Source organism: Intrasporangium mesophilum (assembly GCF_054783095.1).
Window position 1 is genome coordinate 15,503 of record NZ_BAAGRF010000017.1, and the last position, 26,344, is coordinate 41,846.

The window sequence follows — 26,344 nt, forward strand, 5'->3', positions numbered from 1 at the left end:
CGGACCCTTCGAGCCTGTGGACAACCCAGGTGTTTGCATCGGTTTGCTGTGGGTAGTGGCGGGTGGCTGTCGGTGGTCGAACGTATGTTTGGGTCATGAGCCAGACAGCCCGCCATCCGAAGCGCCGACGGGGCCCGCGCCACGGGGTCACCGCGCCGGTGCGGCAGCCTGGTGAGCCGGCAGGGGCCGGGTTGGTGGGCGGGGCCGGGCTGGTGGGCGGGGCCGGGCTGGTGGGCGGGGCCGGGCTGGTGGGCGGGGCCGGGCTGGTGGGCGGGGCCGGGCTGGTGGGCGGGGCCGGGCTGGTGGGCGGGGCCGGGCTGGTGGGCGGGGCCGCGGTGGCGGCGACATCGGTGGTGATGGACCCGGTGGCCCGGGTGGCGTTGCTGGCCTCGTCTGACTCGCGGGCGGGTGTGGAGCTGGAGGCTCTGGCGGGTCTGCCGGGGCTGGCCGCGCGGCTGGCCTCGATGGCCGAGGAGCTGCGGCTGATCGCCCGGTCGTTCCCGACGTGGTGCCTGCCCGAGGCCGGGGTGGGCGATGCGGTCGCGCAGGCGCAGCGGGTGCGGGATCTGGCGCACAGCCTGACGGCGGTGCTGGCGGGCGAGGTGTCCTCGCGCGGTCTGGGTCTGCGGGAGGGCCTGTCGCGCAACGACTGGCTCGCGGCCCAGGCCCCGGCCCTGGAGGGTGCCGGGGCGGCGGAGCTGACGGCGGTGGGTGCGGTGATGAGCGAGCCGCGGTGGCGGGCGCTGGCCGAGATGGTGCGTTCGGGGGTGACCACGGTGGAGCGGGCGGCGGTGATCGTGCGGTTCCACGAGGATGCGGTGTCCTTTGCCGAGCGGGCTCATCTCGACGGGGTGGTCCATGCGATGGTCGAGCAGGCCGGGGTGCTGGGGGTGCGTGAGCTGCGGCGGCTGGTCCGGCAGGCTCGGGTGTCGCTGCGGCCACCGGAGCAGGTGGCGGCCCAGGAGGCGCGGATGCGGGCGGGTCGGTCGTTGTCGCGGGTGGGTCGCTCGGCGGGGCTGGTCGAGTACCGGCTCCGGCTGGATCCCGAGGGCGCGGCGGTGCTGGACGCCGCGATCGACCCGCTGGCCCGGCCGCGGCCAGACCTGGACTGGGCAGAGCGTCCGGCGCCGTATCGGCACCCGGTGTGCGGACACCTGATCCCCGAGCCGTCACCCGGCCCAGATCAGCTAGATCACGCGGGGGTGGATCGCCATCCGGGCGAGCGCACCGGTGTGCTGGCCTCTGGCGCTGGCTCGGCTCATGGCCCCATCGAGGGCGGTGCGGGCGGTGCGGGCGGTTCGGGCGATGTCGGCGGCGGTGCGGCCTTCGCCCTGAGAGGGCACGGTGACCAGCCGTTCGAGGGCGACCACTCCGTCGGTCGTGTCGATGGGTCCACGGATGGGTCCACGGGTGGGTCCGTGGGCGGGCATGTGGATGGGCATGTGGGTGGGTCCTGGGTGCGGCCGGGGTGTGAGGTCTGCGCCGTGCCGGTGGCCGACCCGCGGCTGCCGGCGACTCGACGCGCGGACGCGCTGCTCGAGCTGGTCGCTCGGGCGGTGGCCGCCCCGATGGGCGTGACCCGGACCCCGCGGGCCAAGGTCGTCATCACGATGTCCTACGCGGCCCTGGTCGGGCTCGTGCACGGCGCCGGCGTCGCGGACAACGACGAGGTGCTGTCCGTGGGCGCGGTGCGCCGGCTGGCGTGCGAGGCCGGGGTCGTGCCGATGGTGCTCGGCGGCCCGTCCCAGGTCCTGGACCTCGGGTTCACCCAGCGGTACTTCACCCCGGCTCAGCGGTTGGCTCTCGCGGTCCGCGACGGCGGCTGCTCGTACCCGGGCTGCACCGTGCCGGCACAGTGGTGCGAGGCGCACCATGTCGTTCACTGGGCAGAGGGCGGGCCCACGGACCTGCTCAACGGGGCACTGCTGTGCAGTCGACACCACACCAGAGTCCACGAGCTCGGGCTCACCGCCGAGGTCACACCAGAGCTGGTCAGCTGGCATCCGCCACCGGCGGCGCCGGCCCGCGTCCCCGCCGAGATCGACCCCGACCCGCCGCCTCGCGGGGCGCATCCGTCCCGCACGGGCGCAGGCCAACCTCGGTCACACCGGCTGCTCGAATAGGCCGGCGACCCAGTCCGCAACAGCCCGAGCAGTCGCACGCCTTGACGGTCATGACCGTCGCGGTGGGCGACTGCTCGGAGTGCGGCAAACGGGTTCGGCGACGTGGTGCGCTAGCTCGACGTCGCCTTGCCGGTGGTGGCCATGGTCGTGGTCGACAGGGTGGTCCAGGTGGTCGACGTGGACGGGCGGCGCTGTTCGGGTCAGTGGGTGCCGGCAAGCTCCCGATCGGGCGCGGCAGACGCGGGGCCGGACACGTGTCGCGTCAGCGACTCGCCTTCGACGTCGACGTTCGGCAGGATCCGGTCGAGCCACCTCGGCAGCCACCAGGCCTTGTCGCCCAGCAGGTTCATCACCGCCGGGATCAGGGTCATCCGCACCACGAAGGCGTCGAAGAGGACCGCGATCGCGAGAGCGAAGCCCATGGACTGGATGAGCGCCTGGTCCTGCAGGATGAACGCGGCGAAGACCGAGATCATGATCGCTGCGGCGGCCGTGACGACACGAGCGCTCCACCGGAAGCCGTCGACGATCGCGTCCTTGGCCGACTCGCCGTGGACATACGCTTCCCGCATCCGGGTCACGAGGAACACCTGGTAGTCCATCGCGAGGCCGAAGACGATCCCGATGACGAGGATCGGCATGAAGCTCATAATCGGCGCCGGCTCGAAGAGACCGAACAACCCGTTCTGGAAGACCAGCACTGTCGCACCGAGGGTCGCCAGGACCGACAGCAGGAAGCCGAGGGTCGCCGTGAGCGGCACGAGGATCGAGCGGAAGACCATGACCAGGAGCACGAACGCGAGACCGACGACGATCGCGAGGTAGGGCACGAGCGCTCCGGACAGCCGCTCGGACACATCGGTCTGGATGGCGGTCAGTCCAGTGACGCCGAGCGTCGTCCCGGTGGCCTCCTCCTGGGCCGCCTGGCCGTCGCGAAGGTCGGTGAGCAGCTGCTCGGTGGCGACGTCGTCGGACCCGCTCCTCGGGGTGATGAGGATCTGGGCGCCGTTGCCATCAGGGTTCATCGCGATGACCTGTGCGTTGGCGACATCCTTCTGGGACCCGGCCCACGCGGTGACCTGGCCGATCGCCTTGCCCGCTGCCGCCGGGTCGCCTGCCTCTCGCGCGTCGACCACAAGAAGCAGCGGTGCGCTGCGTCCGGGGCCGAACGCGTCGTCGAGCAGGTCGGCCGCGCGACGGGCCGAGGTCTCCGTCGACGCGGTCGAGTCGGTCGGCAGGGCGAGGTGCAGATCCGCCACCGGGATCGTGAGGGAGCCGAGCAGGATCACGCCGAGCATGCCGATGACGATCGGGTGCCGGCCGACCCAGCGTGCCCACCTCGAACCACCGTTGGGACGCGCGCCGTCCCCGTCGTCGACGATCCGGTCACGGCGCACCCGGCCGGCGAATGCCTTCCCCTTGAGCATGCCGAGGATGGCGGGCAGAAGCGTCAGGGCGACGAGCACAGCCACGAAGACCGTTGCGGCGGCAGCGATTCCCATCGCGGAGAGCATCGGGATGCCCACGACAGTCAGCGCGGACAACGCGATGATGACGGTGAGTCCGGCGAAGACGACGGCCGAGCCGGCACGGCCCACGGCGAGCCCTGCGGCCTCTTCCCGGTCGTCGGTGTGGTGGAGCTCCGCGCGATAACGGGAGAGGATGAACAGCGCGTAGTCGATGCCGACGGCAAGGCCGAGCATCGTCGCCAGGATGGGCGTGGTGCTGCCGAGGTTGACGAACGCCGTCGCGCCGGTGACACCGAGGGCGCCGATGCCGACACCGACGAGGGCCGTGAGGATCGGGAGGCCAGCCGCCACGAGGGACCCGAACGTCAGAACGAGGACGAGGGCTGCGATCGCGATGCCGATGAGCTCGCTTGACCCGCCGGGCATCTCGAACGACTGCATCCCGCTGCCGTTCACCTCGACGGTGAGGCCCGTGTCACGAGCGTCGTCCATCGCGCCGAGTACGGCGTCCTGGCTCGACTTCTTGACGTCGGTCGGGGACGCGACGTCGAAGCTCCAGCTGACCGTGCCGACGCGCTGGTCCGCGCTGAGCGGTGACAGCGCGGCCGCGTTGGCCTCGGCGACGGCCTTCGGCTGGCCGGCCCTGACGGCGGCCTCGACGATCTGGGTACGCTGCGCCTGGGCGGCGTCGACGGGGTTGACCAAGGTGGTGCCGGGCGCGAGCTGAGGTGTGTCCCGCATGTCCGCGAGGAGCACGTCGACGGCCTTGCGGTACGTCGGCTCGGCGAGGGTGTGGCCCGCAGGGGCCGCGATCACCAGCGTGCCGGTCGCGCCGTCATAGGCGCTGCGCGCTCCGGGGAAGAGCTCCTGCTGCAGCGTCTGGGCCTGCTCCGAAGGGATGCCAGGGATGCTGAACTCGTCGACCATCGGCTTGCTGATGGCCTTGGAGACGCCGGCGATGCCGACGAGTGCGACGAGCCAGACGACGAGGAAGATCGGCCAGCGCCGGTAGGCGAGGCGGCCGAGGCGATAGAGACGTGTGGCCACGATGACTCTTTTCTGGGGGTGTGGTGGGCGGTCGTGGCCACGACGCTGTGGCGGGACGAGAGCGGGTGGTTGGCGGGCCGCCCGCCGTCAGGACGCAGGACGTATGCCGTCCGGAAGATCGGGTTTATGCCGTCAGGTGAGCAGGGCGCGTGCCGTCAGGTGAGCAGGGCGATGTGTCGTCTGGTGAGCGGGGGGCTGGTGCCGTCAGGTGAGCAGGGCGCGTGCCGTCGAGACCGCGGCACGCAGGTGCTCGACGACGGTGGTGTCGTCCTCGGCGAGGACGAACTCGTTCATGGCGTGGGCGACGAGGGCGACGAGCAGGGTGACGACGACGCGCGTGCGCTGCGGGTCGGTCTCACCCGGTCGGTCCGACGCCATCGCCACCGCCTCGGCGCAGATCTGCTCGAGCTCCTTGAGAGCGCGGTGCATGAGCTCGGGGTTGCGCTCGAAGACCCGGTGGAACCTTTGGGCATCAGCGCGATCCGGGTCGTCGCGGTCGAGCACGTCGACGATCACGACAAGCAGGTCGTCGACAAGATCACCGGTCGGGCCCCCCGCACGGAAGCGGTCCACGACCTCGGCGTTGAACTCGGGCCGCACGCCGAGGACGGCCTCTTCCTTGCCTGCGACGTGGTTGAAAAGGGTGCGCCGCGACACGCCCACGACCTCGGCGAGCTCGTCGAGGGTGAACCCGTCGTAGCCGCGCTCGATCGCGAGCTCTTGCGCCGCGACGTTGATCCGGCGTCGCGTCGACAGCTTCCTGGCGGTTGCACTCTGGCTCACAAGAGTGCATTCTTGCACCCTCATGGCTCAGAGTGCAAATGATCGACAGGGTGGGCGCACCCTGCTGCTCCAGACTCGGGTCTGCGACTGTGCTCAGTCGACGCGAGAGCGGAGCCAGGCGATATCCGCTGCCTGCCCCTCGACCCCACCGGGCGTCTCGCACACGACCGGGGCTCCGGCCGCGCGGATCACGCCCGCCAGCGCCTCGCCGTCGATGTGGCCGGACCCGAAGTTGGTGTGCCGGTCGGCGCCGGAGTCGAACTCGTCGCGGGAGTCGTTGGCGTGCACGAGGTCGATCCGGCCGGTGATGGCTCGCACCTCGTCCACGACCGTCCCGAGGTCGTTGCCGCCGGCGTGCGCGTGGCAGGTGTCGAGACAGAAGCCGACGCGGTCGCCACCCTTGGCCTGACCGATCGCGTCCCACAGCCGGGCGATGGCCTCGAGACGGCGAGCCATCGCGTTGTCGCCACCGGCGGTGTTCTCGATGAGCAGCGGCACGGGCATGTCGAGGCCGTCGATGCACTTGCGCCAGTTGTCGAAGCCGACGGCCGCGTCCTCGTCGACGCCGAGATGCCCGCCGTGGACGATGACCCCTTTGGCGCCGATCTCGCCCGCCATGGTCAGGTGCTGCTGGAGCAGCTTGCGGCCGGGGATGCGGATGCGGTTGTTGAGCGAGGCGACATTGATCGGGTAGGGCGCGTGCACGTAGAGGTCGATGCCGGCCGCCTCGGCTGCCGCCTTGAGGGCACCCGCGCCGCCTTCGAAGCGCACGACCGGACCCTTGTAGCTCTGCGGGTCGCCGAGGAAGAACTGCGACAGCGTCGCCCCGCGTGCTGCGGCCTCCGCGATGGGGTCCTCCTGCTCGACATGGGCTCCGATGTGCACACCTGCGCCTCTCGACATGCCACACAGGGTATGCCGCCCCGCCGACAGCGCGACGGCCCGTCAGGGAGCTCACCCCGTCGCCCCACCAAGCCTCGGCACCCTGCCTCGGGCCCACCCCCCGACCCGGGTCCGTGCCCGCCCCTCGACGACGACAAGAAATCTCGCAGCCCGTGTCGAAAGCCCGCCGGACCGGTCGACGTGGTGGTGAAAGGCCCGGACCAGGGCTCGAAGCCAGACAGACCGGAAGGACACACCGATGAGCTCCACGACCGAGCGAGCGGCCACCGAGGCCACCGTCGACACCACTGGCACCGCCAGCTCTGCCGAGCGTGGGACCCCGGCGACCACCACAGCCGCGGCGCCGACGACGAGGCGTCGCCAGTGGGTCGCCCTCGGCGTGCTGGCTCTGACCGCGCTCCTGCTCTCGCTCGACGTCAGCGTCCTCTACCTCGCGCTCCCCGAGCTGTCAGCCGACCTCGGAGCCTCGACCACGCAGCAGCTGTGGATGCTCGACATCTACTCGTTCGTCCTGGCCGGCTTCCTCGTGACGATGGGGGCGCTGGGCGACCGCATCGGCCGCAAGCGGCTCCTGCTCGCCGGCGCGGTCGCGTTCGGCATCGCATCGGTTGCTGCGGCATACGCGTCCTCGCCCGAGCAGCTCATCCTGTGGCGCGCCGTGCTCGGCATCGCCGGCGCCACCCTGATGCCGTCGACGATGGGGCTGATCCGCACGATCTTCAGCGACGAGAAGTCGATGACCACGGCTATCGGCATCTGGTTCAGCTGCTTCATGGGCGGCATGGCGGTCGGCCCGCTCGTCGGCGGCATGCTGCTGCAGCACTTCTGGTGGGGCTCGGCCTTCCTGCTCGGGGTGCCGTTCATGGTCGTCCTGGTCGTGGTCGGTCGCCGCGTGCTGCCGGAGTCGGAGCGCCAGCCGGGAGCGCGGGTGGACCTGGCGAGCTCGGTGCTGTCGCTCGTGACGATCCTGCCGGTCATCTACGGGTTCAAGGAGATCGCCCGTGGCGGCAACACCACTCTTGCGCTCGCCATCGCCGCAGCAGGTGTCGTGATGGGCGTCCTGTTCGTCCGTCGTCAGCGCAGGATCGACAACCCACTGATCGACCTGTCGCTCTTCCGCAGCCGGGCCTTCTCGACGGCCCTGGCGGTCATGCTCGTCGGCGGCGTCGTCATGGCCGGCGTCTCGTTCCTCAGCACGCAGTGGCTCCAGCTCGTCGCGGGTCTGGACCCGCTCGGGGCGGGCCTGTGGATGCTGCCGGCGAACGTCGCCCTGCTCCTCGGCTCGTCGTCCTCGGCCACGATCGCCCGTCGGCTCGGCACGGGCCGGACCATGGCGGCCGGGCTGGGCCTCTGTGCGGTGGGACTCGGCTTCTACATGACAGTCGGCCCGACGGCCGGGTTCGGCCTGCTGATCTTCGGGATGTGTCTGACGTCGTTCGGCATCATGCTGCCCTCGACGCTGACGATGTCCGTCATGATGCAGTCGTCGCCGCCGGAGCGTGCCGGGTCGGTCGCCTCCCTCTCGGAGACCTCGGGCGAGTTCGGCATCGCCGTCGGCGTCGCGGGCCTCGGCTCCCTGGCCACGTTCGTCTACCGCGAGCAGCTGGCACCGTACGCCGCCGAGCACGCTTCCAGCGCCGGCTCGGTCGCGCTCGACTCCCTCGCGGGTGCGGTGCACGCCGCCGGAGCGCTTCCTTCAGCGGCCGCGCGGGAGCTCGTCTCCGCGGCGCAGGGCGCGTTCACGACGAGCCTCAACGTCGTGGCCGGGGTCGGAGCGGCCCTCTTCATCGTGGTCGCGGTGGTGGCTCTGCGCGTGCTGCGCGAGCGCGGGCAGGCCGCAGCGGCGGAGTGACGGCATACGTCCTCGGGGTCTCCGTCGCGGCGACACGCGACGGATAACTCGGGAGGAAACGGGCGGGCGTCCATGGCAGCATGGGCGCCCGTGACTGTGCTCCTTAGGGTCCTCGGGGTCGAGCTGATGGCCCACGTGGGACGGCGCCTGCCCACCCCGGCTGCGCGGCTGCTGAGCGCCGTCATGCTGGTCGGGGCGAACCTCATGCCCATCTGGGCGGCCATGGAGGGCCGCCTCGGCATGGGCGACGTCCTCGTCATCTACTGGTTCGAGAACGTCGTCATCTGGTTCACCACGACGGTCCGGATCCTCACGACGACCAAGGGGTCGGCGACAGAGGCTCGAGGCCTCAGCGTCGACCTGGGGGGCCTGACCCGGCGGCTCGCCGGGACGTCGTGGGTCACGGGCGATCCGGCGCTCGCGGTGTTCTTCGCGCTGCACTACGGGATCTTCACCCTCGTCCACGGCGTCTTCACCGCCATCCTGGCCGCAATGGCGGGACTGCACGGAAGCCCGCTCGACTGGGTCGCCTCGGTGGCGGCGCTGCTGCTCAGCCACACGCTCTCACTCGGCCTGAACTGGTTCGGCCGCGGCGAGCGCGCTGTGGTCGGGGCCGGCTGGGTGATGGCCGCGCCGTATCCGCGGCTTCTCGCGCTGCACCTGACGGTCCTGCTCGGCTTCTTCTTCCTCGGGGGGCCTGACGGCCGCACCGCGCACGAAGTCGGCGCCGTGGTGCTCCTCATGGGTGCCAAGACCGTCCTCGACCTGGCGTTCGTGCTCGGCACCCACCGGGTCCTGACCCGCCGGGCCGTCGCGGGCGAGGCTCTGGCGGCGTCCACCAGCTGAATCGCCCTTGCATAAGCACTCCTTATGCAGTCAATAATGTCAGCATGAGTTCTTCGCGCTTCCCGGCGGTCGTCGACGACGTCACGGTGCGGCTCATCGCCGCGGTCGTCCTCGTCATCGGCGTCATCGCCCTGGCGACCCAGCAGTGGTGGCTCTATGCCGTGCTCGCGGTCGACTTCAGCCTGCGTGCAGCCCTCGGTCCGAAGTTCAGCCCGATCGCGCAGCTCGTCCAGCGGTGGATCCGACCCGCCGTCTCTGCGCCGAAGCGGCCGACGCCCGGTCCGCCGAAGCGGTTCGCGGCGACGATCGGGGCCGTCCTGACGCTGGCTGCGACCGCCCTGTGGGTCGTCAGCCTGGTCACGGGCTCGGCGGTCGCGCTGGGGCTGGTCGTTGCCATCGGCGCGATCATGGTGGTCTTCCCGGCCCTCGAGTCGATCTTGGGCATCTGTGTCGGGTGCCTCCTGTTCTCGGGGCTGATGCGGGTCGGGGTCATCCCCGACGAGATCTGCCTCGAGTGCGCCGACATCACCAAGCGCCGCCAGGTCGGCTCAGCTGTCTCCTCGTGACCCTTGCCTCTTGAGGAAGGTGCGGATCGCCTCGCGGGGTCGGTCGCGCAGCTCCCTCCCGTGCGTGAACGCCGCAAGGGTGTAGTCGAGCTCGCCCAGCACGTGCGCCGTCCGCTTCGTCATCGCGAAATCGGTGCAGAAGGCCTTGATCGGCCAGCGCAGGCCGAGCACGTTGAACATGGCGTCTCCGGTGATGAGCAGCCCGGTCTCCTCGTGCAGCAAGGACACATGGCCGGGTGAGTGCCCCGGCGTGTGCACGACGCGCAGGCCCCCGGCGACCGGCAGCACCTCACCGTCATGGAGCTCGCGCTCCACATGCACCGGCGGGAAGTCGGTGCCGGGCCGAGATGACCGGTCGAACAGCCTCCCGAGCAGGAACGACCGGTCGCGCGGTGGTGACTTCCCCGCCCGGGCGTATGCCGCGTCCGCCTCGTGCACCGCGAAGGCGCGGCCCGTTGCTGCCGCGACGTGAGCGGCGCCGCCGGCGTGGTCCGGGTGCGCGTGCGTCAGCAGCAGCCGGGTGACGTCGGACGGTCCGGACCCGATCGCGGCCAGGGCAGCGATGACCTTCGGCCCGGACGGCTTGATGCCCATGTCGACGAGCGTCACCTGGCCATCCGCGTCGCGCAGGATGAAGCCGTTGACGAGGTCACGCACGAGCGGGATGCGCCAGATGCCCGGCACCAGTGCGACGACAGGGTCCCTCGCCATGGCCCGACTCTAGTGCGGCCACGACGTGCGCAGCCCGATGAGCCGAGGGCGAGCCGCAAGCCCGACGACCTGCCCCAGTTCTGCGGTGCCGTCGTGGAGTCCCTTCCGCGCAGCGCCGCCGCCGGCCCCGGCCGGCGGGTTCGGTGGGCTCAGCCGAAGCCGTGGCGCGCAAGCGGGTGGAGCAGCTCGCGCTCCTCGTAGGCCAGATGCGACAGCAGCGTGTCGGTCAGCAGGTCGAGCGCGCGCTGGATCTCGTCGAAGGCCTCGACGCCAGTGTGGCCGTAGGCATCGACCCCGACGAGCGAGACGAGGGCCTCGTCGACCTGCTCGAGGACGTCCGCGATGACATGGTGCTCCTGCAGGAGCCGGTCGAGCACCGGAGCCAGCTCGGGCTCGGCGCGGCGCAGGTGCACGAAGATGCTGCGGTCCTCGAGCGTGTGGTGGCCCGTGACGACGCGGCAGTACGACTCGCAGTAGGCGCCGAGCGTCCAGTTGTTCTGGCGCATCGCCATCGTGTTGATCACCGAACGGGCGGCGCCGGTGTTCAAGGCGCCGCGCCGGACCTGGTCGACGACGTCTCGGAGCTGGTCGAGCTCGGTGCGGAGGTGGTCGTGGATGTCGACGAGATGCTGAGGCACTGCCTGCTCGGCGACGGTGTATGCCGCGTCGCCGGGGGTGGGCGCCACGGGTCGGTCGTCCTCGCGCCAGGGGAGATCCGGACTGAGGCGAGTGCCGTCGTCCGGCGTCGGCCGGACCGCGAGCGGGAAGGCCGGAGCGCCGGCGCCACGGGCAGCGACGGGTCCTCCGGTGGCGGTCGACTCGGGCCGCTCGGAGGGGGCTGTCTCACTGGCGCGGCGGGCCCGCTCGGCGTCGACGAGCTCGCGCGTCGCGGGCGCGACCTCCTCGGCGAAGCGTCGCAAGGTGTCCGGGTCGTCGGTGGTCAGGATGTACGTGCTCATGCCGTGGTCCAACGTCAGCGCGGCGAGCTGCTCGGCCCAGTCGGCCGGGGTGCCCTCGAGGAGCTCGCTGCCGGTTCCGAACTGGCCGAAGACGTTGTACATCCGTCGCACCGCCTGTGGCCCGCGGCCGGCCCGGTTGGCGGCATCGTCGATCACCGCGTTGAGGTCGCCGAGCATCTCCGGTCGCACGTAGCCCATGCTCGGCAGCCAGCCATCGGCCAGGCGTCCGGTGACTCGGAGCATGCGGGGACGGATCGCGCCGAGCCAGATCTCGACATCGTGCACCGGGCGCGGGCCGACGTGCAGTCCCTTGACCGAGTAGTGCTCGCCCTCGAAGGTGAAGGATCGCGCACCAGGGTCGGCCGGGTCGGCGCCCCACACGCCACGCACGACCCGGATCGCCTCGACGAGGCTGTCCACGGCCTCCTTGGGGCTTCGGCGCGGTCCGCCGGCGGCCACGATCGGGTCCCAGAAGGCCCCCGCGCCGAGGCCGAGCTCGGCGCGGCCACCGCTGATGATGTCGAGCGTGGCGACCTGTTTGGCGATCCCGACGGGCGAGCGCAGGGGCAGGTTGGCGACGTTCGCGGCGACCCTGATCGTGGAGGTGCGGGCCGCGACGGCCGTCAGCAGCGTCGGCGTGTCCAGGTGGCGAGCGTTGTACGGGTGATCTTGGACGGTGAACAGGTCGAGGCCCTCGACGTCGGCCAGCTGTGCGAGCTCGAGGGTGTCGCGCACGTGGCCGGCCTCGGGGCTGGCGAAGATCCCGAACTGCACCTCGTGCCCGTAGTCCGTCACCGCACCTCCTCGTAGATGTCCATCTCACCACGCAAGGCGCGCCGGGGATCGGCGGCCGTAGTCCGTTCGAGGTACTCCGGTCGATGGCGGGACTTCGATCGCGCATCCGGAAACATGACCGAAATGCACGGCCAAGTGACGGTCTCGTCATCTGGCGACCTCGGCAGATGACCGCTCCTAGCATCATGGGAGGTTACAAAGTTGGGGGAGGCTGCCATGGAGAGCCTTGGAGAACCTGATGTGCGCACCCGCCTGGCTGCTCGGGACCTGTCCGAGTCGACAGTCCGCCGCGGCGTCGCGACGATGTGCCTGCTGGGGATGGCACTGATCCACCTGCTGGATCTGCCCGACAAGCTCGAGGAGGTCCCCTACATCGGGGCCCTCTTCATAGGCCTCATCGTGGCCGCCCTCGTGTTGGCCGAGGCTCTCATCCGCACCGATGACGTGCGGGTCTGGATCGCTGCGGGTGCCCTGGCAGCGGCCACGATCCTCGGCTACACGCTGAGTCGCTCGATCGGCCTGCCCGGTGAGGAAGGGGCCGAGATCGGCAACTGGACCGAGGGCCTCGGAATCGCATCACTGCTGATCGAGGCCGCGCTCGTCCTCCTTGCCGTGCTTCGCGTCACACGCCACCGCGACTGAGCTGCCTGAACTGCCTGAGCTGCCTGAGCTGCCTGAGAGCAAAGAGGGGCGCTGCGGCACCGGGGATCGCGGGTCGGGAGCGTGACGGCATACGCTCCGTCCATGCAGAGCCAGGCCGACGCCGCGCAGGTGCCCGTCGCCGACGACCACGTCGTCGAGGCGTTGCGCGCCTGCATCCGCATCCCGACCGTGTCGAGCTGGGACCCCGCGCAGGAGGACCGCACAGCGTTCACGGCACTCCTCGACGAGCTGAGACGCCAGTTCCCGCGACTGCACGAGACGTGCGAGGTCGAGCGGATCGCAGGCGACGCACTGCTCGTGCGCTGGGCGGGGCGCTCGCCAGAGCGACCGGTCGTCCTCATGGCCCATCTCGATGTCGTCCCGGTGGGCGACGAGTCGATGTGGACCCATCCACCGTTCGCCGCCGAGGTCGCAGACGGCCACATCTGGGGGCGAGGAGCCTTGGACTGCAAGGGTTCTCTCGTCGCGACGTGCGAGGCGGTCGAGTCCCTCATCCAGGCCGGCTTCACACCGGCACGTGACGTGTGGTTGTCGTTCGGCTGCAACGAGGAGGTGTCCGGAGGCGCCGCCAAGGAGGCTGTCCGGCTGCTTCGCGAGCGGGGCGTCGAGCCGTGGTTCGTGATGGACGAGGGCGGGGCCATCGTGCAGGGCGCGCTGCCGGGCGTCGACGATCCGATCGCGGTCATCGGCGTCTCCGAGAAGGGCTGCGTCGACGTCCAGCTCACCGCCCGGGGCGACGGCGGCCACGCATCCGCTCCCAAGCGGATGGGGGCCACGGCGCGCATCGCCCGCGCGGTCATGCGGCTCGAGAAGCGCCCGTTCCCGGCTCGGCTGCCCGACCCCACCATCGACATGATCGAGCGGCTCGGCCCCCACTCCCGTATGCCGTTCGCGCCGGTGTTCTCCAACGCCCGCCGCCTTCGCCCGGTCCTGACACGCGTCTTCGTCCGCCTCGGTCACGAGACGGAGGCGATGACACGCACCACCATGGCGGTGACGATGCTGGAGGGCTCCCAGGGGGCCAACGTCATCGCCGACACAGCGCGCGCTCACGTGAACATGCGCGTCATGGTGGGGGAGACCGTTGATGGCGCTGTGCAGCGAGTTCGCAAGACCATCAAGGACCCTCGCGTCGAGGTGACGCTGGTCAACGGCGACGAGCCGAGCCCCGTGTCGCCGACGCGTGATGCGGCATACACGGTGCTCGCCTCCGCCCTGGCAGACGTCTTCCCGGGGACCGTCCCCGTGCCCTACGTGATGATGGCGGCCACCGACTCCCGCCATTTCCACAAGGTCTGGCCGCGGGTCTACCGGTTCACGCCGTTCCGAATGACCGACGCGCAGCGCGCGGCGATCCACGGGGTCGACGAGCGCATCGGCGTCGACGACCTGCGCGACGGGGTCGCGTGGTACCGCCGCCTCATCGAGCGGCTCTGAGGCCCAAGCAGATACGAGTGAGGACCACATGACCGACAACACCGCCGTTGCCGACGCCGCGAAAGCCCTCGCGCGCAGCCCGATCACCAAGGTCGTCGGCTTCCTCATCTGCGTCGAGCTCGCGAGCGGCGTGCTCCAGGGCTACTACACCCCGATCTTCACCGACATCGCCCGACACCTGTCGATCAAGGATGCCGACGTCAACTGGTTCGAGGCGGCGCAGCTCATCGTCTCGGCGCTCGTCGTGCCGCTCCTCGCGCGGCTCGGCGACCTCATCGGGCACCGGAAGGTGCTGCTTCTGTCGACCGTCGTGACGGCGCTGGCGTCGTGGGGCGTGGCGTTCGCCCCCACGTTCGGCCTCTTCCTCGTCGCCTGGGCGATCCAGGGGTTCTACGTGGTCTGGCTGCCGATGGAGGTGGCGATCATCCACCGCCGCACAGCGGGCAACGAGCCGCGAGTCCGGGGAGCCGCGGGACTGCTCGTCGCCGGGCTCGAGCTCGGTGTCATCGCGGGTGCGCTGACCAGCGGTGCCCTCGCCGAGTCCCTCGGCATGACAGCGCTGCTCGCGATTCCCGCAGTCGTGGTCACCCTGGCGTTCTTCGCGATCTGGTTCGGCGTCGAGGAGTCGCCGGCGCTCGCCCAGGGCCGCATCGACTGGCGTGGCTTCTGGCTCATCACCCTGGCACTCGGGCTCGTCATGGGCGGCCTTGTCATGCTCCGGGTGATGGGGCCGGGCAGCCCGTGGCCGTGGCTCGTGGTCGTCCTCGGGTTCGGCGCCCTCGTGCCTTTCGCGCGAGCCGAGCTCGCCCATCCCGAGCCACTCGTCGACCTGAGGATCCTCGGCGCCCGCGGGCAGTGGCCGGTCCAGGCCACTGCGTTCCTCTTCGGGGTCTCGGTGCTCGGCGCCCAGATCCCCTTGTCGACCTTCGCCCGGACCGACCCTGCCGTGACGGGCTACGGCCTCGGCGCCTCCGCCGGACGCGTGTCGATCATCATCGGCGGCTACGTGCTGTCGCTCGCCGTCGGGGCGATGCTCCTGCACGTCCTCGGGCGCCGCGTCGGCACCCGGATCGCGATGGTCGTGGCCGCCCTTCTCGTGGCTCTCGGATACCTGCTCTTCCTGCCGTTCCACGACACCCTGGCCCAGACCATGACGAATATGGTGATCGCCGGGCTCGGCTCCGGTGCACTGGTGGCCGGCCTGCCGACCGCGGCGGCCGCCCAGGCACCCCCGACCCACACCGGCCTGACCACTGGCATGACGAACACGACCAAGACCATCGGCGGCGCCTTCGCGTCGAGTGTCTTCGCGATCGCGCTCGCATCGGCCGGGTCCGTCGACGCTGAGGCCACGGCCCACGCGTCACTCTCCGGCTACATGACGGTCTGGGCCATATGCGGGATCACGGCTCTCGTCGCCGCGATCTTCCTCCTCGTCGTCCATGCCTCGGAGACGAGAACGGCGGTCGTGGCCTCGAGCGGCTAGCTGTACTGGGCCGGCCGGGCCGGGCTGGGCTGGGCCGGGCCGGGCTGGGCCGAGGAGGCGGACGCCACGTGGCCCGCTCAGGTCAGGGCGGCGCGCACCGACAAGGCGACCGCGTCGCGCTCGGACTCCGGCGGCCACTGCGCCGCTTCGTCGACGAGATAGGCGAACACCCTTGGCCCGCGGGCGAGCTCGGGCTGGTCTCTCATCCTGGGGACCACGTGGATGTGGAGGTGGGAGAACCCCTCTGCCTCCGAGAACTGCATGAGGTACGTCTTGACGCAGCCGGTGACCGCCTCGAGGGCCAGGCCGAGGCGTCGCACCAGCCCGCCGAGCTCGTCCGCCGCATCCGGCGACAGCTCCGTCAAGGACGTCACGTGTCGAGTCGGCAGCACGACGAGCCAGCCCGGCAGGGTGCTGTTGAACGCAACCGCGACGCGCCAGTGGTCGGTCCGCACGACGTCCTCGCGCGGTGGGAGCGAGCCGGACGCCTGACGGTCGCAGGGGTAACAGCCGGGCACGAGGTCGCGGTCGGTCATCCGGGCACTCTAGACGGCGGGCGTGTGGGCTCCCGGCGTCGGCTGACGTACTCTCGAACAGAAGGGAACCCGACGCGACCGCAGTCGGTCTCATCCATCGAGGCGTCCGGGAGGGGGCACAGGTGACCGTTCGGCGTGACGAAGCGGCCGGGGCTGCAGCAGCGCGGGCCGGGTCCACCATGTCGATCGTCTCGATGCTCGCGAGTCTCGCCTTCCTGCTGGCCCTGGTCGGCGCGGCGGTCTCGGGCCCGAGCGTGGGCCAGACGCTCATCGTTGCCGCGACGCTCGGTGCCCTCGCCGCTCTGCTGGCGACAGCACGCCGCATCGCGGTGCGGGCCACCCCGGCCGTCGTCATGCCAGGCGCGCGGGCGGGCGAGGTGGATGCGCCCACGGCATACTGGTGCGCCCTCGGGGCACCCACCTGCCCCCAGCGTCCTCGGGCTCCGGGTCGGAGCTGACCCGTCTCGCCGCCCTCGCGGCATGACGGGCCTGCGCCCACCCGTCCACCCCGCCGGCCCCTGTGGCCGGCCGAGCCGAGGAGCTCACCCATGCCTGACCTCATGTCCCCGTTCACCACAGCCGTCTCGTTCGTGCTGGCGGCAGCGCACGACGCCGCCGGTGCCATCGGCCTCGCACCCGGATCCGCGGGCGCATGGCTCATCGCCCTGCTGCTGCTGGTTGTCGTCGTCCGAACCCTCCTGCTCCCCATCACGATCCACGGCGTGAGGGCATCCCACGCGCGGGCGCACGCCGCGCCGCAGCTGCGCGAGCTGCGCGCGAGGTATGCCGGCAGCCGCGATCTCGCACAGCTGACCGCCATGCGTGAGGAGCAGAAGCGGATCCACGCCGAGCACGGCGTCTCGAGCTGGAGCCTGGCGCCCGTCCTGCTCCAGGTGCCGATCTTCTACGCGGTCTACCGCGTCGTGTCCGACCTGACCGCCGGGCACTCGGTCGGGGCGCTCGACGTCGGGCTCGTCGCATCAGCCTCCGCGGCGTCCGTGGTCGGTCTGCACCTGACCAGCCATCTCGGACCGGTCCTCAGCCAGAGCATTCCGGCCGCGCTGGTGATGGTCGCGGTCGCAGTGGCCGCAGCGACCCTCAGCCTCGCCACCCAGCGATGGTTCGTCCTGCCGATGACCGACCCGACCGACCTGCCCGAGGTCATGGGGTCAGTGCAGCGGCTCATGCCGTGGGTCGGTGCCGTGAGCATCCTCGCGGCAGCCGGGTTCGTGCCCGCGGGGCTGCTCTTCTACTGGCTGTTCAACAACCTGTGGACGTTCGTGCAGCAGGGGCTGGTCTGGCGGTTCGCCCCCACGCCGGGCTCCCCGGCGGCCGCGCGCCGGGCGGTCGCGGCCTGAGGTGCGTCAGCCGGGCTCGTCGTCGGAGGGCTGCCACAGCTGGATCGGGTTGCCCTCGGGGTCGGCGAGCTCGGCGAAACGCCCGTAGGAGTACTCCTCCTCGTGGACCCGGACCTCGACACCGTTCCTGCGGAGCTGTTCGACCATGGCATCGAGGTCGCGCACCCTGAAGTTGATCGCCCACGCTCGACCGCTGAGGTGCTCGGCGCCGACGTCGGCCGGCGCGAACGCCGTGGGTCCCGCGGCCTGCATCCAGGGCTCCTCACCCTCCGCGGCCGGCGGAGGATCGACGCCCAGCTGCTCGGCATACCAGGTCCTCAACGCCTCAGGGTCCTCGGCAGGGAAGAAGAAGCCACCGATCCCGGTCACCCGTTCCATCCAGCCACGCTAGCGGAGCGAGCCCAGACAACAGGGAAGGCGTGACGTCAGGGCGCGCCGGACACGGCGAGCGGAGCGAGCCCATGTAATGGTTCACGGCGTCTGACTGGTGTGTGATGGGCACCATGAAGATGCCCAAGCACAGCGACGAGGCCAAAGCGCACTTCCGGACGCTCGTCACCGACGCTCCAGGGGTCGAGGTCAAGCCGATGTTCGGCAGCCTCGGCGCGTTCGTCAACGGGAACATGTTCGCCGGCCTCTTCGGCGAGAACGTCGGCGTGAAGCTCGACGGCTCTGGACTCGACGAGCTGCGCGCCCTGCCGGGGAGCGGCCCCTTCGGTCCGGAGGAGCGCCCGATGGGTGGCTACCTCTCGCTGCCCGGAGACCTCAGCGATGCCGACAAGACAGCGTGGTTCGACCGGGCGCGTGACTACGTCGCGACGTTGCCGCCGAAGGTGAAGAAGGCCAAGGCCTGAGGCCGGCGCCGAGCTTGCGCCACACGTGGGTCGCACCCGGCTGACCGTCACCGGCACACCGGTCGGCGACATCGAGCTCGCCGTCGTGTCGCCGGCGGGCACACGTCGTGCCGACCCGCTACCGCTCCTGCTCGTTCACGACGGTCCTGACTACTCACGAAAAGGCCACCTGCTCAAGGTCGTTCGCGAGTGGTATGCCGCTGGCCGAGTCCCAGCCCACCGCGTGGTCCTGCTCGAGCCGGGCCCGCGGAACTTGCGGTATGCCGCCAACCCGGACTACGCCGAAGCGCTCACCGGGCACGTGCTCCCACGGGTACAGGCGGCATACGGGACGGTGGGGAGGCCGGCCGTCGTCGGAGCGAGCCTGGGTGCGCTCGCGGCCTTCCAGGCCGAGTGGCTGCGGCCCGGCACCTTCGGCGGCCTCTTCCTGCAGTCCGGGTCCTTCTTCCGCAAGGGGCTCGACGACGAGGAGGACTTCGAGTTCTGGGAGCGGGTCACGGCCTTCGTGGCCTCGGTGCGACGCGCGCGTCGCAGGCGCACGGGGGCGCGGATCGTCATGACGTGCGGGAGCGAGGAGGGCAACCTGGCTAACAACCGGCAGCTTGCCGCGGCGCTCGGCCGGCAGGGCTGCGAGGTGACGTTCGCCGAGATCCCGGGTGGGCGCCACGACTGGCCGAGCTGGCAAGCCGCGTTCGACCCCCTGCTGTTGACACTCCTGCAAGGATCGGACCACCCGAACGATCGAGCAGGAGAGGCACATGGCTGAGACCCGCAACCACCTCATCGGTCTGCTGCTGGGAGCCGAGGAGGACTGGCCGACAGCGTTCGAGGAGCTGCTCAGGCTGGTCGGCCCGATCACGACCGACGACGGAGTCACCCACGAGCTGAGCAGTGAGCGCCTGACCATCGAGCCGTTCGACCTGCGACAACCCGTCCGGACCGGCCTGGTCATCGACCGCCTCGCGTACTGGTACTACCACCCGCGCGAGTGGCTGAAGAAGGCCGCGCTGATGAACGACACCTACCTGCTCAACAGCCCGTTCACCTTCCAGTCGATGGAGAAGCACAGCGCGTACTGCGCCCTCATGCGGCTCGGTCTCAAGGTCCCCGAGACGTGGCTGGTGCCGTACAAGAACCCCGTCGACAATGTCCGGTGGGCCTACACGTCGGCGAAGTACAACCGCCCGTTCGACCTCAAGCAGATCGCGAACAAGCTCGGCTACCCGATGTACATGAAGCCGTTCGACGGTGGTGGCTGGCGTGGCGTCTCCCGCATCAACGACGAGTCCGACCTCGTCAAGGCGTACGACGAGTCCGGCGAGATGCTCATGCACCTGCAGTCGACCGTCGAGTACGACCACTTCGCGCGGGCGCTGTCGATCGGCCCCGAGACGATGGTCATGGACTTCCGTCCCGAGCAGCCGATGCACAACCGGTATGCCGTGAGCTACGACTTCCTCAACCCCTCCGCGGGCCGCCAGGCGGCCGCGATCAGCCGCATCGTCAACGCGATGTTCGGCTGGGAGTTCAACTCGGCGGAGATGCTCGTCAAGGGCGATGACGTCTACCCGATCGACTACGCGAACGCGTGCCCCGACGTCGCCGTGACCTCGCTGCACTACTACTTCCCGTGGGCCATCAAGGCGCTGGTGCGGTGGTCGGCGTACTGCCTCGTCACCGGGCGGCAGGGCCGGGTCGACCTCGAGATGCGGCGCTACTTCGATGTCGCCGATCGCGAGGACCTCACCGACGGTGAGAAGCTCGACGCCTACCTCGCGATCGCGGACGAGTACTTCGAGACCAAGGACTACTGGGCCTTCTGCGACCGGCACCTGTCGCACCTGGACCGTGCGGTGCTCGAGTGGGTCCAGTCGGACGCGTTCGACAAGCTGCTGCGCACGACCGTGGTCACGACGTACCCCGCCCACGAGCGGGACAAGTTCATGGCGCACTTCGGTGGGCTCATCGCGATGTGGGTGCGCGACGAGGAGGCCCGCCTCGCGGTCGCCGAGTAGGCGCACGGAGGCCCGCCCCACCTCGTCGAGTGAGCGCTCCGTCTCATGCGTCGCGCCCGTCTCATGCGCGGCGCCGCCCCGTGCGGCCGGCGCTCGGCCTCAGAGCGACCCGCCGATGCCGACCACGAGGTTGATCGTCGAGGCGATGATGATCGTGCCGTAGAGGTAGGCCAGCAGGGTGTGGCCGAGCACGACTCGACGCACGGCGGAGGAGCGCAGGTTGGTGTCGGACACCTGGTAGGCCATGCCGAGGTTGAACGAGAAGTAGGCGAAGTCGGAGAACTGCGGGTCCTCCGACTGGTTGAAGTCGATCGGCGGAGCCGGGCTCGCGTAGTAGAGCCGCGTGTAGCGCAGCGTGTAGACGGTGTGCACGCACAGCCAGCCGACGCCGACCGCGAGGATGCCGACAAGCGCGTCGAAGACGAGCTCGGTGCCCTTGGCCCTCGTCGCGATGAGCAGCACCGCGACGCCGAACAGGCTGGCGAGCCCGACGACGATCACGACCACGTCGTACCACGCGGCGTCGCCGTCCCGGCCCGCGACCTTGTCCCGCGTCGCGGGCGCGTCGTGGCTGAGGAGATGGACGAGCAGCGGGATGGCGAACGAGAGACCGCCCACGATGAACCCGATCAGCGAGTGCACGAGCAGGCTGCCAGCCCTGCCGATCGGGACGAGCCCGGCGGCGATCGCAACGATGAGGGCGACCAGGAGGCGCCGACGGATGGTGGGCACGGTCCGGAGGTTACCCCGAACCGCTGGGGTGACACGGGAAGCGTCGCGGTGGGTATGACGACTGAAGGCTGCTCGCGTGGCCCGCTGACCTGTCCCCTCAGTACCTAGGATCCGATGCATGCAAGACCCTGGCCCCGACCCGGCCGCCACCACGGCGCGTCGTCGCCTGACCGTCGTCTACAACCCGGTCAAAGTGGACGATCTCGACGCCGCGAAGCGGCTGGTCGCGGAGGCGGCGGCCCGGCACGGCTGGGACGCGCCGTGCTGGATCGAGACGACCGAGGAAGAGCCGGGGGAGCGGCAGTCTCGTGAGGCGGTCGAGGCCGGGGCGCAGGTCGTCGCCTCGCTCGGCGGGGACGGCACGGTGCGTGCCGTCGCTGCCGCACTCGTCGGATCGGACGTGGCTCTCGGCCTGCTGCCCGGCGGCACCGGGAACCTTCTCGCCCGCAACCTGGGCCTGCCGATCGACAGGCTGGACGCGGCCGTCGAGGCGCTGCTGACCGGGTCGGACCGGCGGATCGACGTCGGGTTCGTCAGGGCAGCAGGCGGGACCGCCCAGGCGCAGGGCGGCGTGGCCCGCTCCGAGGACTGGGTGTCCGAGGACAGCCCGGCGACCCCCGAGAGCACCTCGGCCGGCACGGCCGAGGACTCCGAGCTCGTCTTCCTCGTCATGACCGGCCTCGGCCTCGACGGTGAGGTCATGGCGGAGACGAACGAGACCGTCAAGGCCGCCGTCGGCTGGGTCGCGTATGTCCTGGCAGGTGCGAAACGCCTTGTAGGACGCGGATTCCCGGTCCACGTCGGCACGGCGACCGACCAGAAGATCACGCGCCACGCGCGGACGGTCGTGGTCGGCAACTGCGGCACGCTCCAGGGCGGCATCGAGCTCATGCCGGACGCCCGCGTGGACGACGGCATACTCGACGCGGTCGTGATCGCCCCGAAGGGGCCTTTCGGCTGGGTCTCGGTCATCGCCGACATCGCAACCAGGCATCGCGCGGGCCACGGCCGCCTCGACCGGCTGCGCGGCCCTCGCCTGACCGTCGAGGCACGGCACCCGGTCGAGGCCGAGATCGACGGCGAGGCCATCGGACCCCGCTCGCGTCTGGACGTGAGGGTCGAGCCGGAGGCGCTGGTGGTGCGCGTTGGCTGACCTGAGACGAGTCCGGGGCGCGGCACCGAGGAGCGGGAGCAGCCGCCTCGGCCGTGGCCGACGGCTGCTCAAGGCGGTGGGCTACGGGCTGGCGTTCGCCGTGCCGATCACCGCGCTGGCGTTCATCGTCCGGGAGAAGTTCCTGCCCGTCATCGAGCTCGACGAGCGGGCCATCGTCGCGGCCACCGACATCACCCGCGACAACCCCTGGCTGCGCACCTTCCTGATCGCCTGGCAGGAGGCGACCCAGCCCAAGTGGCTCTACATCGTCGCATCGGTCGTCTGCCTGGTCGTGTGGCGTCGCTACGGCCTCGCGACCCGCGCCCTGTGGGCGTTCATCACGATGATGATCGCCTGGAACCTCCAGCTCGTGCTCAAGGAGATCGTGCAGCGGGCCCGCCCCGTGGTCAGCGACCCGGTGTCGCACGCGCCCGGGTACAGCTTCCCGTCCGGCCACGCCGCGAACGCCGCCGCAGTGTCAACGGTGATGGTGCTGCTGCTGTGGCCGCTGCTGAGCCCCGTTGGTCGCCGTTGGCTGGTGGGGTGTCTCTCGGTCTTCGTCCTCGTGACCGCACTCGACCGTGTCTTCCTCGGGGTCCACTACCCGTCCGACGTCGTGGCGGGCATCCTCTTCGGCGTCGGCCTGGCCTCGGCGTCGTACCTGGGCTACCTCGGGTGGAACCCGGCCCAACCTGACGACCCGCCCCCTCCGGAGGGCCGGACGGGACCCGAGCCGACGAAAGGAAGCACGTGAGACACAGCTTCGTCCACCGCTACGAGATCGACCAGACACGCCCGACCTTCGGGTCCGCCGTTCGCGACGCGGCCCTGCGGGTGTTCGCGCCGGCGGTCCTGCTGTTCGGCGCGATCACGGCGCTCGGCTTCGTCATCACCGGCCCGCTGGGTGGCCTTCCCAGCGAGAACGACCTGAGCCGCGCCGTGCAGCGGCTGCGGACCGCGACCTGGGACTCGGTCACCGCGGTGTGGTCGCACACCGGCAACACCGAGATCATCATCGGGACCTGCGTGGTCGTCGCGGCCCTCGTCTGGTGGCGAACCAGACAGTGGTGGTATGCCGTCGTCCCGGCCATCGCGATCGCCGCGCAGGCGAGCGTGTTCGTCGCCGCGACGACGATCGTCGGGCGGCAGCGCCCGCCCGTGGACCACCTCGACCCCGCGCCGCCGACATCCAGCTACCCCAGCGGGCACATGGGCGCGGCGACTGCGCTCTACCTGACGTTCGCGCTCATGGCCCAGCGGATCCGGCCCGCCTGGCTGCGACGCCTGGTCACCGTCGTGTGTCTCCTCGTCCCGCTGCTCGTCGGCTACGGACGCCTCTACCGCGGGATGCACCACCTGAGCGACATCCTCATGGGCATGCTCAACGGGATCGTCTGCGCGCTGCTCGCCTGGAACTACCTGCGTCGCGATGTGACGACCACGCGTGCGGCGGACACGGCGCCGACGGCGCGCACGTCGGTGTAGGCACACCAGCTCCCGGCAGGGCGGCATACCGGCCCTGGACGCGGCGATCGCCGGGAACCCTCGGGCTCCCGGCGATCGCCGATGTCTCTAGTGACCGATCAGGTGCCGGACACCTGGGCCCGCATCCAGCGGATCCCGAGGCTGAGGATCAGGCCCCGCTGGGGCGTGGTCGGAGTGTCGGTGACCGGTCGCTGTGCACGCCGCGTCCGACGGTCCAGGTCGACGCTGCGCTGACGAGCGATCTTCTCGTTCAGGTACGTGTTCATTGGTGCCCTCCTGCACTTGTGATGCGGTCATCAACAGAGTGCGGTCGGGCCGTTCTGATTCATCCTGGGCTGAATTGCTTCGGAAAGCAGCCGGGGAGGCGCCTGACGGTTCAGACGCGGGCGTGCTTGGCGCGACCGAAGGAGTAGATCCCGTAGGCGATGAGGCCGAGCGCCACAACGGTCAGGAGCAGCTGACCGCCCGGTGCACCGAGCAGGTTGCGCAGCGCGGTGTCGAGCCCGCCCGCCTCGCTGGGCTTGTGCCGCACCGCGGCGATGACGAAAAGGAACCCGACGATGCCGAGTGCCACACCCTTGGCGATGTAGCCGAAGCGCCCGGCCCGTTCGATCCAGCGCCCGGGGTGCTCTTCGAGGTCCTTGAGGAAGGTGCGCCGCCAGCCCTTGTAGACGTGGTAGCCCGCGACGCCGATGATGACGACACCGACGAGCGCGACGAGCCACTGGCCTGCCGGCTTGGACATGAGGGTGGCTGTGAAGTCGCGGGTCTGGCTCTTGCTGCTCTTGCCCGAGCCGGTCGCGAAGCTGAACGCCGTCCACGACAGGGCGAGGTAGACGATGCACTTCGCGGCGGCCTTGACCCGGTCTCCGGCGCTGCGCACACCACCGACGGCCTCGCTGAGCTGCCAGATCGCGAGGCCGAGCCAGCCGAGCACCGCCACCCAGAGGACGACCTTGCCGACCGGGTTGTCGGACAGCGTGCCCAGGGCCCCGGACTGGTCGACGCTGGCCTTGCTCGAGAGCCACGCCATCTGCAGTGCGATGACTCCGAGGAGCACGTGGAGCACTCCGTTGAGCGCGTAGCCGATACGCGCCGTCAGCTCGAGAGCCCGGTTGTTGCCCGCACGGGTCACGGCGGACCTGACGTCTGTTGAGTCCATGGTGAGTAGTCCTGTCGGTGGAGGGTCTTCCGATCAGCCAACCGGGAACATACCCAGGAATGCCGTCCGGCTCGCACGCCGTGAAGCCCGTCCCGCCCGCGGCGCCATTGGCGCCCCTGCGGTCACCGGTGCGGGCGGAGGTGCGCGGGGTCAGACCACACGGAGGTGACGGCTCCGGCGCCAGCGGAGTCGACGCTCGCGGGGCAGCCGTCCGGTGGCGGTGTCTCGCTCCTCGTGTGCGCGACGACGCTGAGCCAGGGCGGCCTGGCGCTCGATCTCGTCCTCGCGCTGTGCGGCCAGGGCTGAGAAGACGTAGTGGGAGACCATGACCTCGTCCTTCGAGTCGGTGTTTTCGTGACGTCTCCAGACTCGGTCTGAGGCGTGGCCCCGCACATCGGACGTATGCCGTATTCCTCGCCGCCCGCTGTGTCTTACGTACCGCGCGGGCGGGCCTGAGGTACCTACGTCACCCTGTTCCGATGACTCGAAGGATCTCGGGCCAGGCGAGGCGGCCGAGGGCACGGTCGCCGGCATCGGTGCCGCCCCGTGCCATCGGCCGGCCACCGCGGGCGGGCTCCTCTCCGGGAAGGATGACACGGTGCCCGGCGTCGGGATGGGTGACGACGGTGGTCGGGAGGCCCTCGGCGCGTCGGCGGGCCTCGATCGCGCGGGCGGACTCGAGCGACGGCCAGACCTGGTCGTCCCCGCCCGCAACGAGCAGCACGTCGCCGAAGAACCGCTCGACGGGGATCGTGGCCGCACCGACCCGGTCGGCGAAGGTGAGCAGGCTCTGGCGGTACATCGGAGCGAAGACCGGCGGGTCGCCGGACACCTGTACATCGTCGTCGTACGGGACGAACGACATCGGCTCACCGTGTCGGCTCCACGACGAGGCCTGCGGACGGAGCTCACCGTCCGGTCCCGGTCCGACGTTCGCCCACACGACGTGACTCGGCGCGAGCGCAACCACGGCGTCCACGCGGGGGTCGTCGGCGGCATACGCCAGGAAGGCCTCGGCTGACTTGGACACGCCCATGAGGACGACCCGATCGCATTGTCCCGCAAGGAGATCCACTGCCCAGTCGAAAGACTCGAGCGGGAGCTCGTGGATCGCCGCGGGCTGGCCGTCGTCACCGAACCACCGGTACGTCATCGCGGTTGCGCCGGCCTGGCCCAACACCCTCACGCGGTCGCGCTCGACGCGCCCGCTCGATCCGGACAGCACGAGCACGCCTGTCCCGGTGCCGCCCGCGGCGGGTCTGACGACCAGGCCCTCGGGCCGCGCCAGCTCGCGTTCGGTCACTTCGTGGTTCGCCATGAAGGCCACCCTAGGGCGGCCCACCGAGGGCTTCCGTTGGCCATCTGTCTGCCGCGAACGTGGCCTCGACCCGTGCGGGTGGCTCGACCTG

General features: G+C 70.6%; 27 protein-coding genes. 15 read left to right on the plus strand and 12 right to left on the minus strand.

All coding sequences use genetic code 11. The features are described 5' to 3' along the window. The first annotated feature begins 95 nt into the window (after positions 1–95). Positions 96–2,123 carry an HNH endonuclease signature motif containing protein gene (locus tag ACYVLP_RS15905; RefSeq protein WP_460628320.1) on the plus strand — a complete coding sequence of 676 codons (2,028 nt, stop codon included), beginning with the start codon at positions 96–98 and terminating at the stop codon, positions 2,121–2,123. A 200-nt stretch (positions 2,124–2,323) separates the two neighbouring features. Here the strand turns inward: ACYVLP_RS15905 and ACYVLP_RS15910 are convergent, their stop codons facing one another. The 3 genes from ACYVLP_RS15910 to ACYVLP_RS15920 all read right to left on the minus strand — a co-directional run bounded on the left by ACYVLP_RS15910 (position 2,324) and on the right by ACYVLP_RS15920 (position 6,325). Beyond that, a complete protein-coding gene (locus ACYVLP_RS15910) occupies positions 2,324–4,639 on the minus strand; it encodes an MMPL family transporter (protein WP_460628321.1) in 2,316 nt (771 codons plus the stop codon). Positions 4,640–4,843: 204 nt separating this feature from the next. Further along, positions 4,844–5,422 (minus strand): TetR/AcrR family transcriptional regulator, encoded by a 579-nt coding sequence (locus ACYVLP_RS15915; protein ID WP_460628322.1) that lies wholly within the window; start codon positions 5,420–5,422, stop codon positions 4,844–4,846. 93 nt (positions 5,423–5,515) lie between these two features. Next, the gene (locus tag ACYVLP_RS15920) at positions 5,516–6,325 is read right to left on the minus strand and encodes a deoxyribonuclease IV (protein WP_460628323.1); all 810 of its coding nucleotides are present in this window, start codon (positions 6,323–6,325) and stop codon (positions 5,516–5,518) included. Between the two features lie 238 nt (positions 6,326–6,563). Here ACYVLP_RS15920 and ACYVLP_RS15925 point away from each other — a divergent pair, with 238 nt between their 5' ends. The 3 genes from ACYVLP_RS15925 to ACYVLP_RS15935 all read left to right on the plus strand — a co-directional run bounded on the left by ACYVLP_RS15925 (position 6,564) and on the right by ACYVLP_RS15935 (position 9,589). Further along, positions 6,564–8,177: an MFS transporter gene (locus tag ACYVLP_RS15925; RefSeq protein WP_460628324.1), complete on the plus strand. Its 1,614-nt coding sequence runs from the start codon at positions 6,564–6,566 to the stop codon at positions 8,175–8,177. Positions 8,178–8,267: 90 nt separating this feature from the next. After that, entirely contained in the window at positions 8,268–9,023 is a 756-nt protein-coding gene (locus ACYVLP_RS15930) for a DUF6498-containing protein (protein ID WP_460628325.1), read from the plus strand. A gap of 44 nt (positions 9,024–9,067) precedes the next feature. Then, positions 9,068–9,589: a DUF4395 domain-containing protein gene (locus ACYVLP_RS15935; protein WP_460628326.1), complete on the plus strand. Its 522-nt coding sequence runs from the start codon at positions 9,068–9,070 to the stop codon at positions 9,587–9,589. Here ACYVLP_RS15935 and ACYVLP_RS15940 read toward each other — a convergent pair. Both ACYVLP_RS15940 and ACYVLP_RS15945 read right to left on the minus strand, forming a co-directional pair. Further along, positions 9,572–10,300, minus strand: a complete 729-nt coding sequence (locus tag ACYVLP_RS15940; RefSeq protein ID WP_460628327.1) for an MBL fold metallo-hydrolase — start codon at positions 10,298–10,300, stop codon at positions 9,572–9,574. The genes ACYVLP_RS15935 and ACYVLP_RS15940 overlap by 18 nt on opposite strands. A 149-nt stretch (positions 10,301–10,449) precedes the next feature. Then, entirely contained in the window at positions 10,450–12,054 is a 1,605-nt protein-coding gene (locus ACYVLP_RS15945) for an LLM class flavin-dependent oxidoreductase (RefSeq protein WP_460628328.1), read from the minus strand. 216 nt (positions 12,055–12,270) lie between these two features. On the opposite strand from ACYVLP_RS15945, the gene ACYVLP_RS15950 reads away from it, so the two are divergent. The 3 genes from ACYVLP_RS15950 (at position 12,271) to ACYVLP_RS15960 (ending at position 15,640) form a co-directional block, all read left to right on the plus strand. Next, on the plus strand, positions 12,271–12,696 hold the full coding sequence (locus ACYVLP_RS15950; protein WP_460628329.1) for a hypothetical protein: 426 nt from the start codon (positions 12,271–12,273) through the stop codon (positions 12,694–12,696). 102 nt (positions 12,697–12,798) lie between these two features. Next, positions 12,799–14,154 (plus strand): M20/M25/M40 family metallo-hydrolase, encoded by a 1,356-nt coding sequence (locus ACYVLP_RS15955; protein ID WP_460628330.1) that lies wholly within the window; start codon positions 12,799–12,801, stop codon positions 14,152–14,154. A gap of 28 nt (positions 14,155–14,182) precedes the next feature. After that, the gene (locus tag ACYVLP_RS15960) at positions 14,183–15,640 is read left to right on the plus strand and encodes an MFS transporter (RefSeq protein ID WP_460628331.1); all 1,458 of its coding nucleotides are present in this window, start codon (positions 14,183–14,185) and stop codon (positions 15,638–15,640) included. 77 nt (positions 15,641–15,717) lie between these two features. On the opposite strand, the gene ACYVLP_RS15965 is transcribed toward ACYVLP_RS15960, so the two are convergent. Beyond that, complete coding sequence (locus ACYVLP_RS15965) at positions 15,718–16,176, minus strand: HIT family protein (protein WP_460628332.1); 459 nt, start codon at positions 16,174–16,176, stop codon at positions 15,718–15,720. A 122-nt stretch (positions 16,177–16,298) separates the two neighbouring features. Here ACYVLP_RS15965 and ACYVLP_RS15970 point away from each other — a divergent pair, with 122 nt between their 5' ends. Together ACYVLP_RS15970 and yidC are read left to right on the plus strand one after the other, a co-directional pair. Further along, a complete protein-coding gene (locus ACYVLP_RS15970) occupies positions 16,299–16,634 on the plus strand; it encodes a hypothetical protein (RefSeq protein ID WP_460628333.1) in 336 nt (111 codons plus the stop codon). 90 nt (positions 16,635–16,724) lie between these two features. Beyond that, a complete protein-coding gene (gene yidC / locus ACYVLP_RS15975; RefSeq protein ID WP_460628334.1) occupies positions 16,725–17,534 on the plus strand; it encodes a membrane protein insertase YidC in 810 nt (269 codons plus the stop codon). Between the two features lie 6 nt (positions 17,535–17,540). Here the strand turns inward: yidC and ACYVLP_RS15980 are convergent, their stop codons facing one another. After that, the gene (locus ACYVLP_RS15980) at positions 17,541–17,912 is read right to left on the minus strand and encodes a VOC family protein (RefSeq protein WP_460628335.1); all 372 of its coding nucleotides are present in this window, start codon (positions 17,910–17,912) and stop codon (positions 17,541–17,543) included. Between the two features lie 125 nt (positions 17,913–18,037). Here ACYVLP_RS15980 and ACYVLP_RS15985 point away from each other — a divergent pair, with 125 nt between their 5' ends. From ACYVLP_RS15985 to ACYVLP_RS15995, 3 genes are read left to right on the plus strand one after another with little or no spacing between them, the layout of a single operon-like run. Then, positions 18,038–18,388, plus strand: a complete 351-nt coding sequence (locus ACYVLP_RS15985) for a TfoX/Sxy family protein (protein ID WP_460628336.1) — start codon at positions 18,038–18,040, stop codon at positions 18,386–18,388. A 25-nt stretch (positions 18,389–18,413) separates the two neighbouring features. Next, complete coding sequence (locus ACYVLP_RS15990) at positions 18,414–19,154, plus strand: alpha/beta hydrolase (protein WP_460628337.1); 741 nt, start codon at positions 18,414–18,416, stop codon at positions 19,152–19,154. Next, positions 19,147–20,403: an ATP-grasp domain-containing protein gene (locus ACYVLP_RS15995; protein WP_460628338.1), complete on the plus strand. Its 1,257-nt coding sequence runs from the start codon at positions 19,147–19,149 to the stop codon at positions 20,401–20,403. Before ACYVLP_RS15990 ends, ACYVLP_RS15995 begins: the two co-directional genes overlap by 8 nt. 99 nt (positions 20,404–20,502) lie before the next feature. On the opposite strand, the gene ACYVLP_RS16000 is transcribed toward ACYVLP_RS15995, so the two are convergent. Further along, on the minus strand, positions 20,503–21,135 hold the full coding sequence (locus tag ACYVLP_RS16000) for a DUF1345 domain-containing protein (RefSeq protein WP_460628339.1): 633 nt from the start codon (positions 21,133–21,135) through the stop codon (positions 20,503–20,505). A 118-nt stretch (positions 21,136–21,253) separates the two neighbouring features. On the opposite strand from ACYVLP_RS16000, the gene ACYVLP_RS16005 reads away from it, so the two are divergent. From ACYVLP_RS16005 to ACYVLP_RS16015, 3 genes are read left to right on the plus strand one after another with little or no spacing between them, the layout of a single operon-like run. Further along, positions 21,254–22,288 (plus strand): diacylglycerol/lipid kinase family protein, encoded by a 1,035-nt coding sequence (locus ACYVLP_RS16005; RefSeq protein WP_460628340.1) that lies wholly within the window; start codon positions 21,254–21,256, stop codon positions 22,286–22,288. After that, on the plus strand, positions 22,281–23,042 hold the full coding sequence (locus ACYVLP_RS16010; RefSeq protein ID WP_460628341.1) for a phosphatase PAP2 family protein: 762 nt from the start codon (positions 22,281–22,283) through the stop codon (positions 23,040–23,042). Before ACYVLP_RS16005 ends, ACYVLP_RS16010 begins: the two co-directional genes overlap by 8 nt. Continuing rightward, a complete protein-coding gene (locus ACYVLP_RS16015) occupies positions 23,039–23,773 on the plus strand; it encodes a phosphatase PAP2 family protein (RefSeq protein WP_460628342.1) in 735 nt (244 codons plus the stop codon). The genes ACYVLP_RS16010 and ACYVLP_RS16015 overlap by 4 nt, the downstream gene beginning before the upstream one ends. Before the next feature lie 98 nt (positions 23,774–23,871). On the opposite strand, the gene ACYVLP_RS16020 is transcribed toward ACYVLP_RS16015, so the two are convergent. The 4 genes from ACYVLP_RS16020 to ACYVLP_RS16035 form a co-directional block, all read right to left on the minus strand. Further along, positions 23,872–24,039, minus strand: a complete 168-nt coding sequence (locus tag ACYVLP_RS16020; RefSeq protein ID WP_460628343.1) for a hypothetical protein — start codon at positions 24,037–24,039, stop codon at positions 23,872–23,874. Between the two features lie 110 nt (positions 24,040–24,149). Next, on the minus strand, positions 24,150–24,935 hold the full coding sequence (locus ACYVLP_RS16025) for a DUF1206 domain-containing protein (RefSeq protein WP_460628344.1): 786 nt from the start codon (positions 24,933–24,935) through the stop codon (positions 24,150–24,152). 150 nt (positions 24,936–25,085) lie between these two features. After that, the gene (locus tag ACYVLP_RS16030) at positions 25,086–25,262 is read right to left on the minus strand and encodes a hypothetical protein (RefSeq protein WP_460628345.1); all 177 of its coding nucleotides are present in this window, start codon (positions 25,260–25,262) and stop codon (positions 25,086–25,088) included. A gap of 139 nt (positions 25,263–25,401) precedes the next feature. After that, on the minus strand, positions 25,402–26,253 hold the full coding sequence (locus ACYVLP_RS16035; protein ID WP_460628346.1) for an acyl-CoA thioester hydrolase/BAAT C-terminal domain-containing protein: 852 nt from the start codon (positions 26,251–26,253) through the stop codon (positions 25,402–25,404). Between the last annotated feature and the right edge of the window lie 91 nt (positions 26,254–26,344).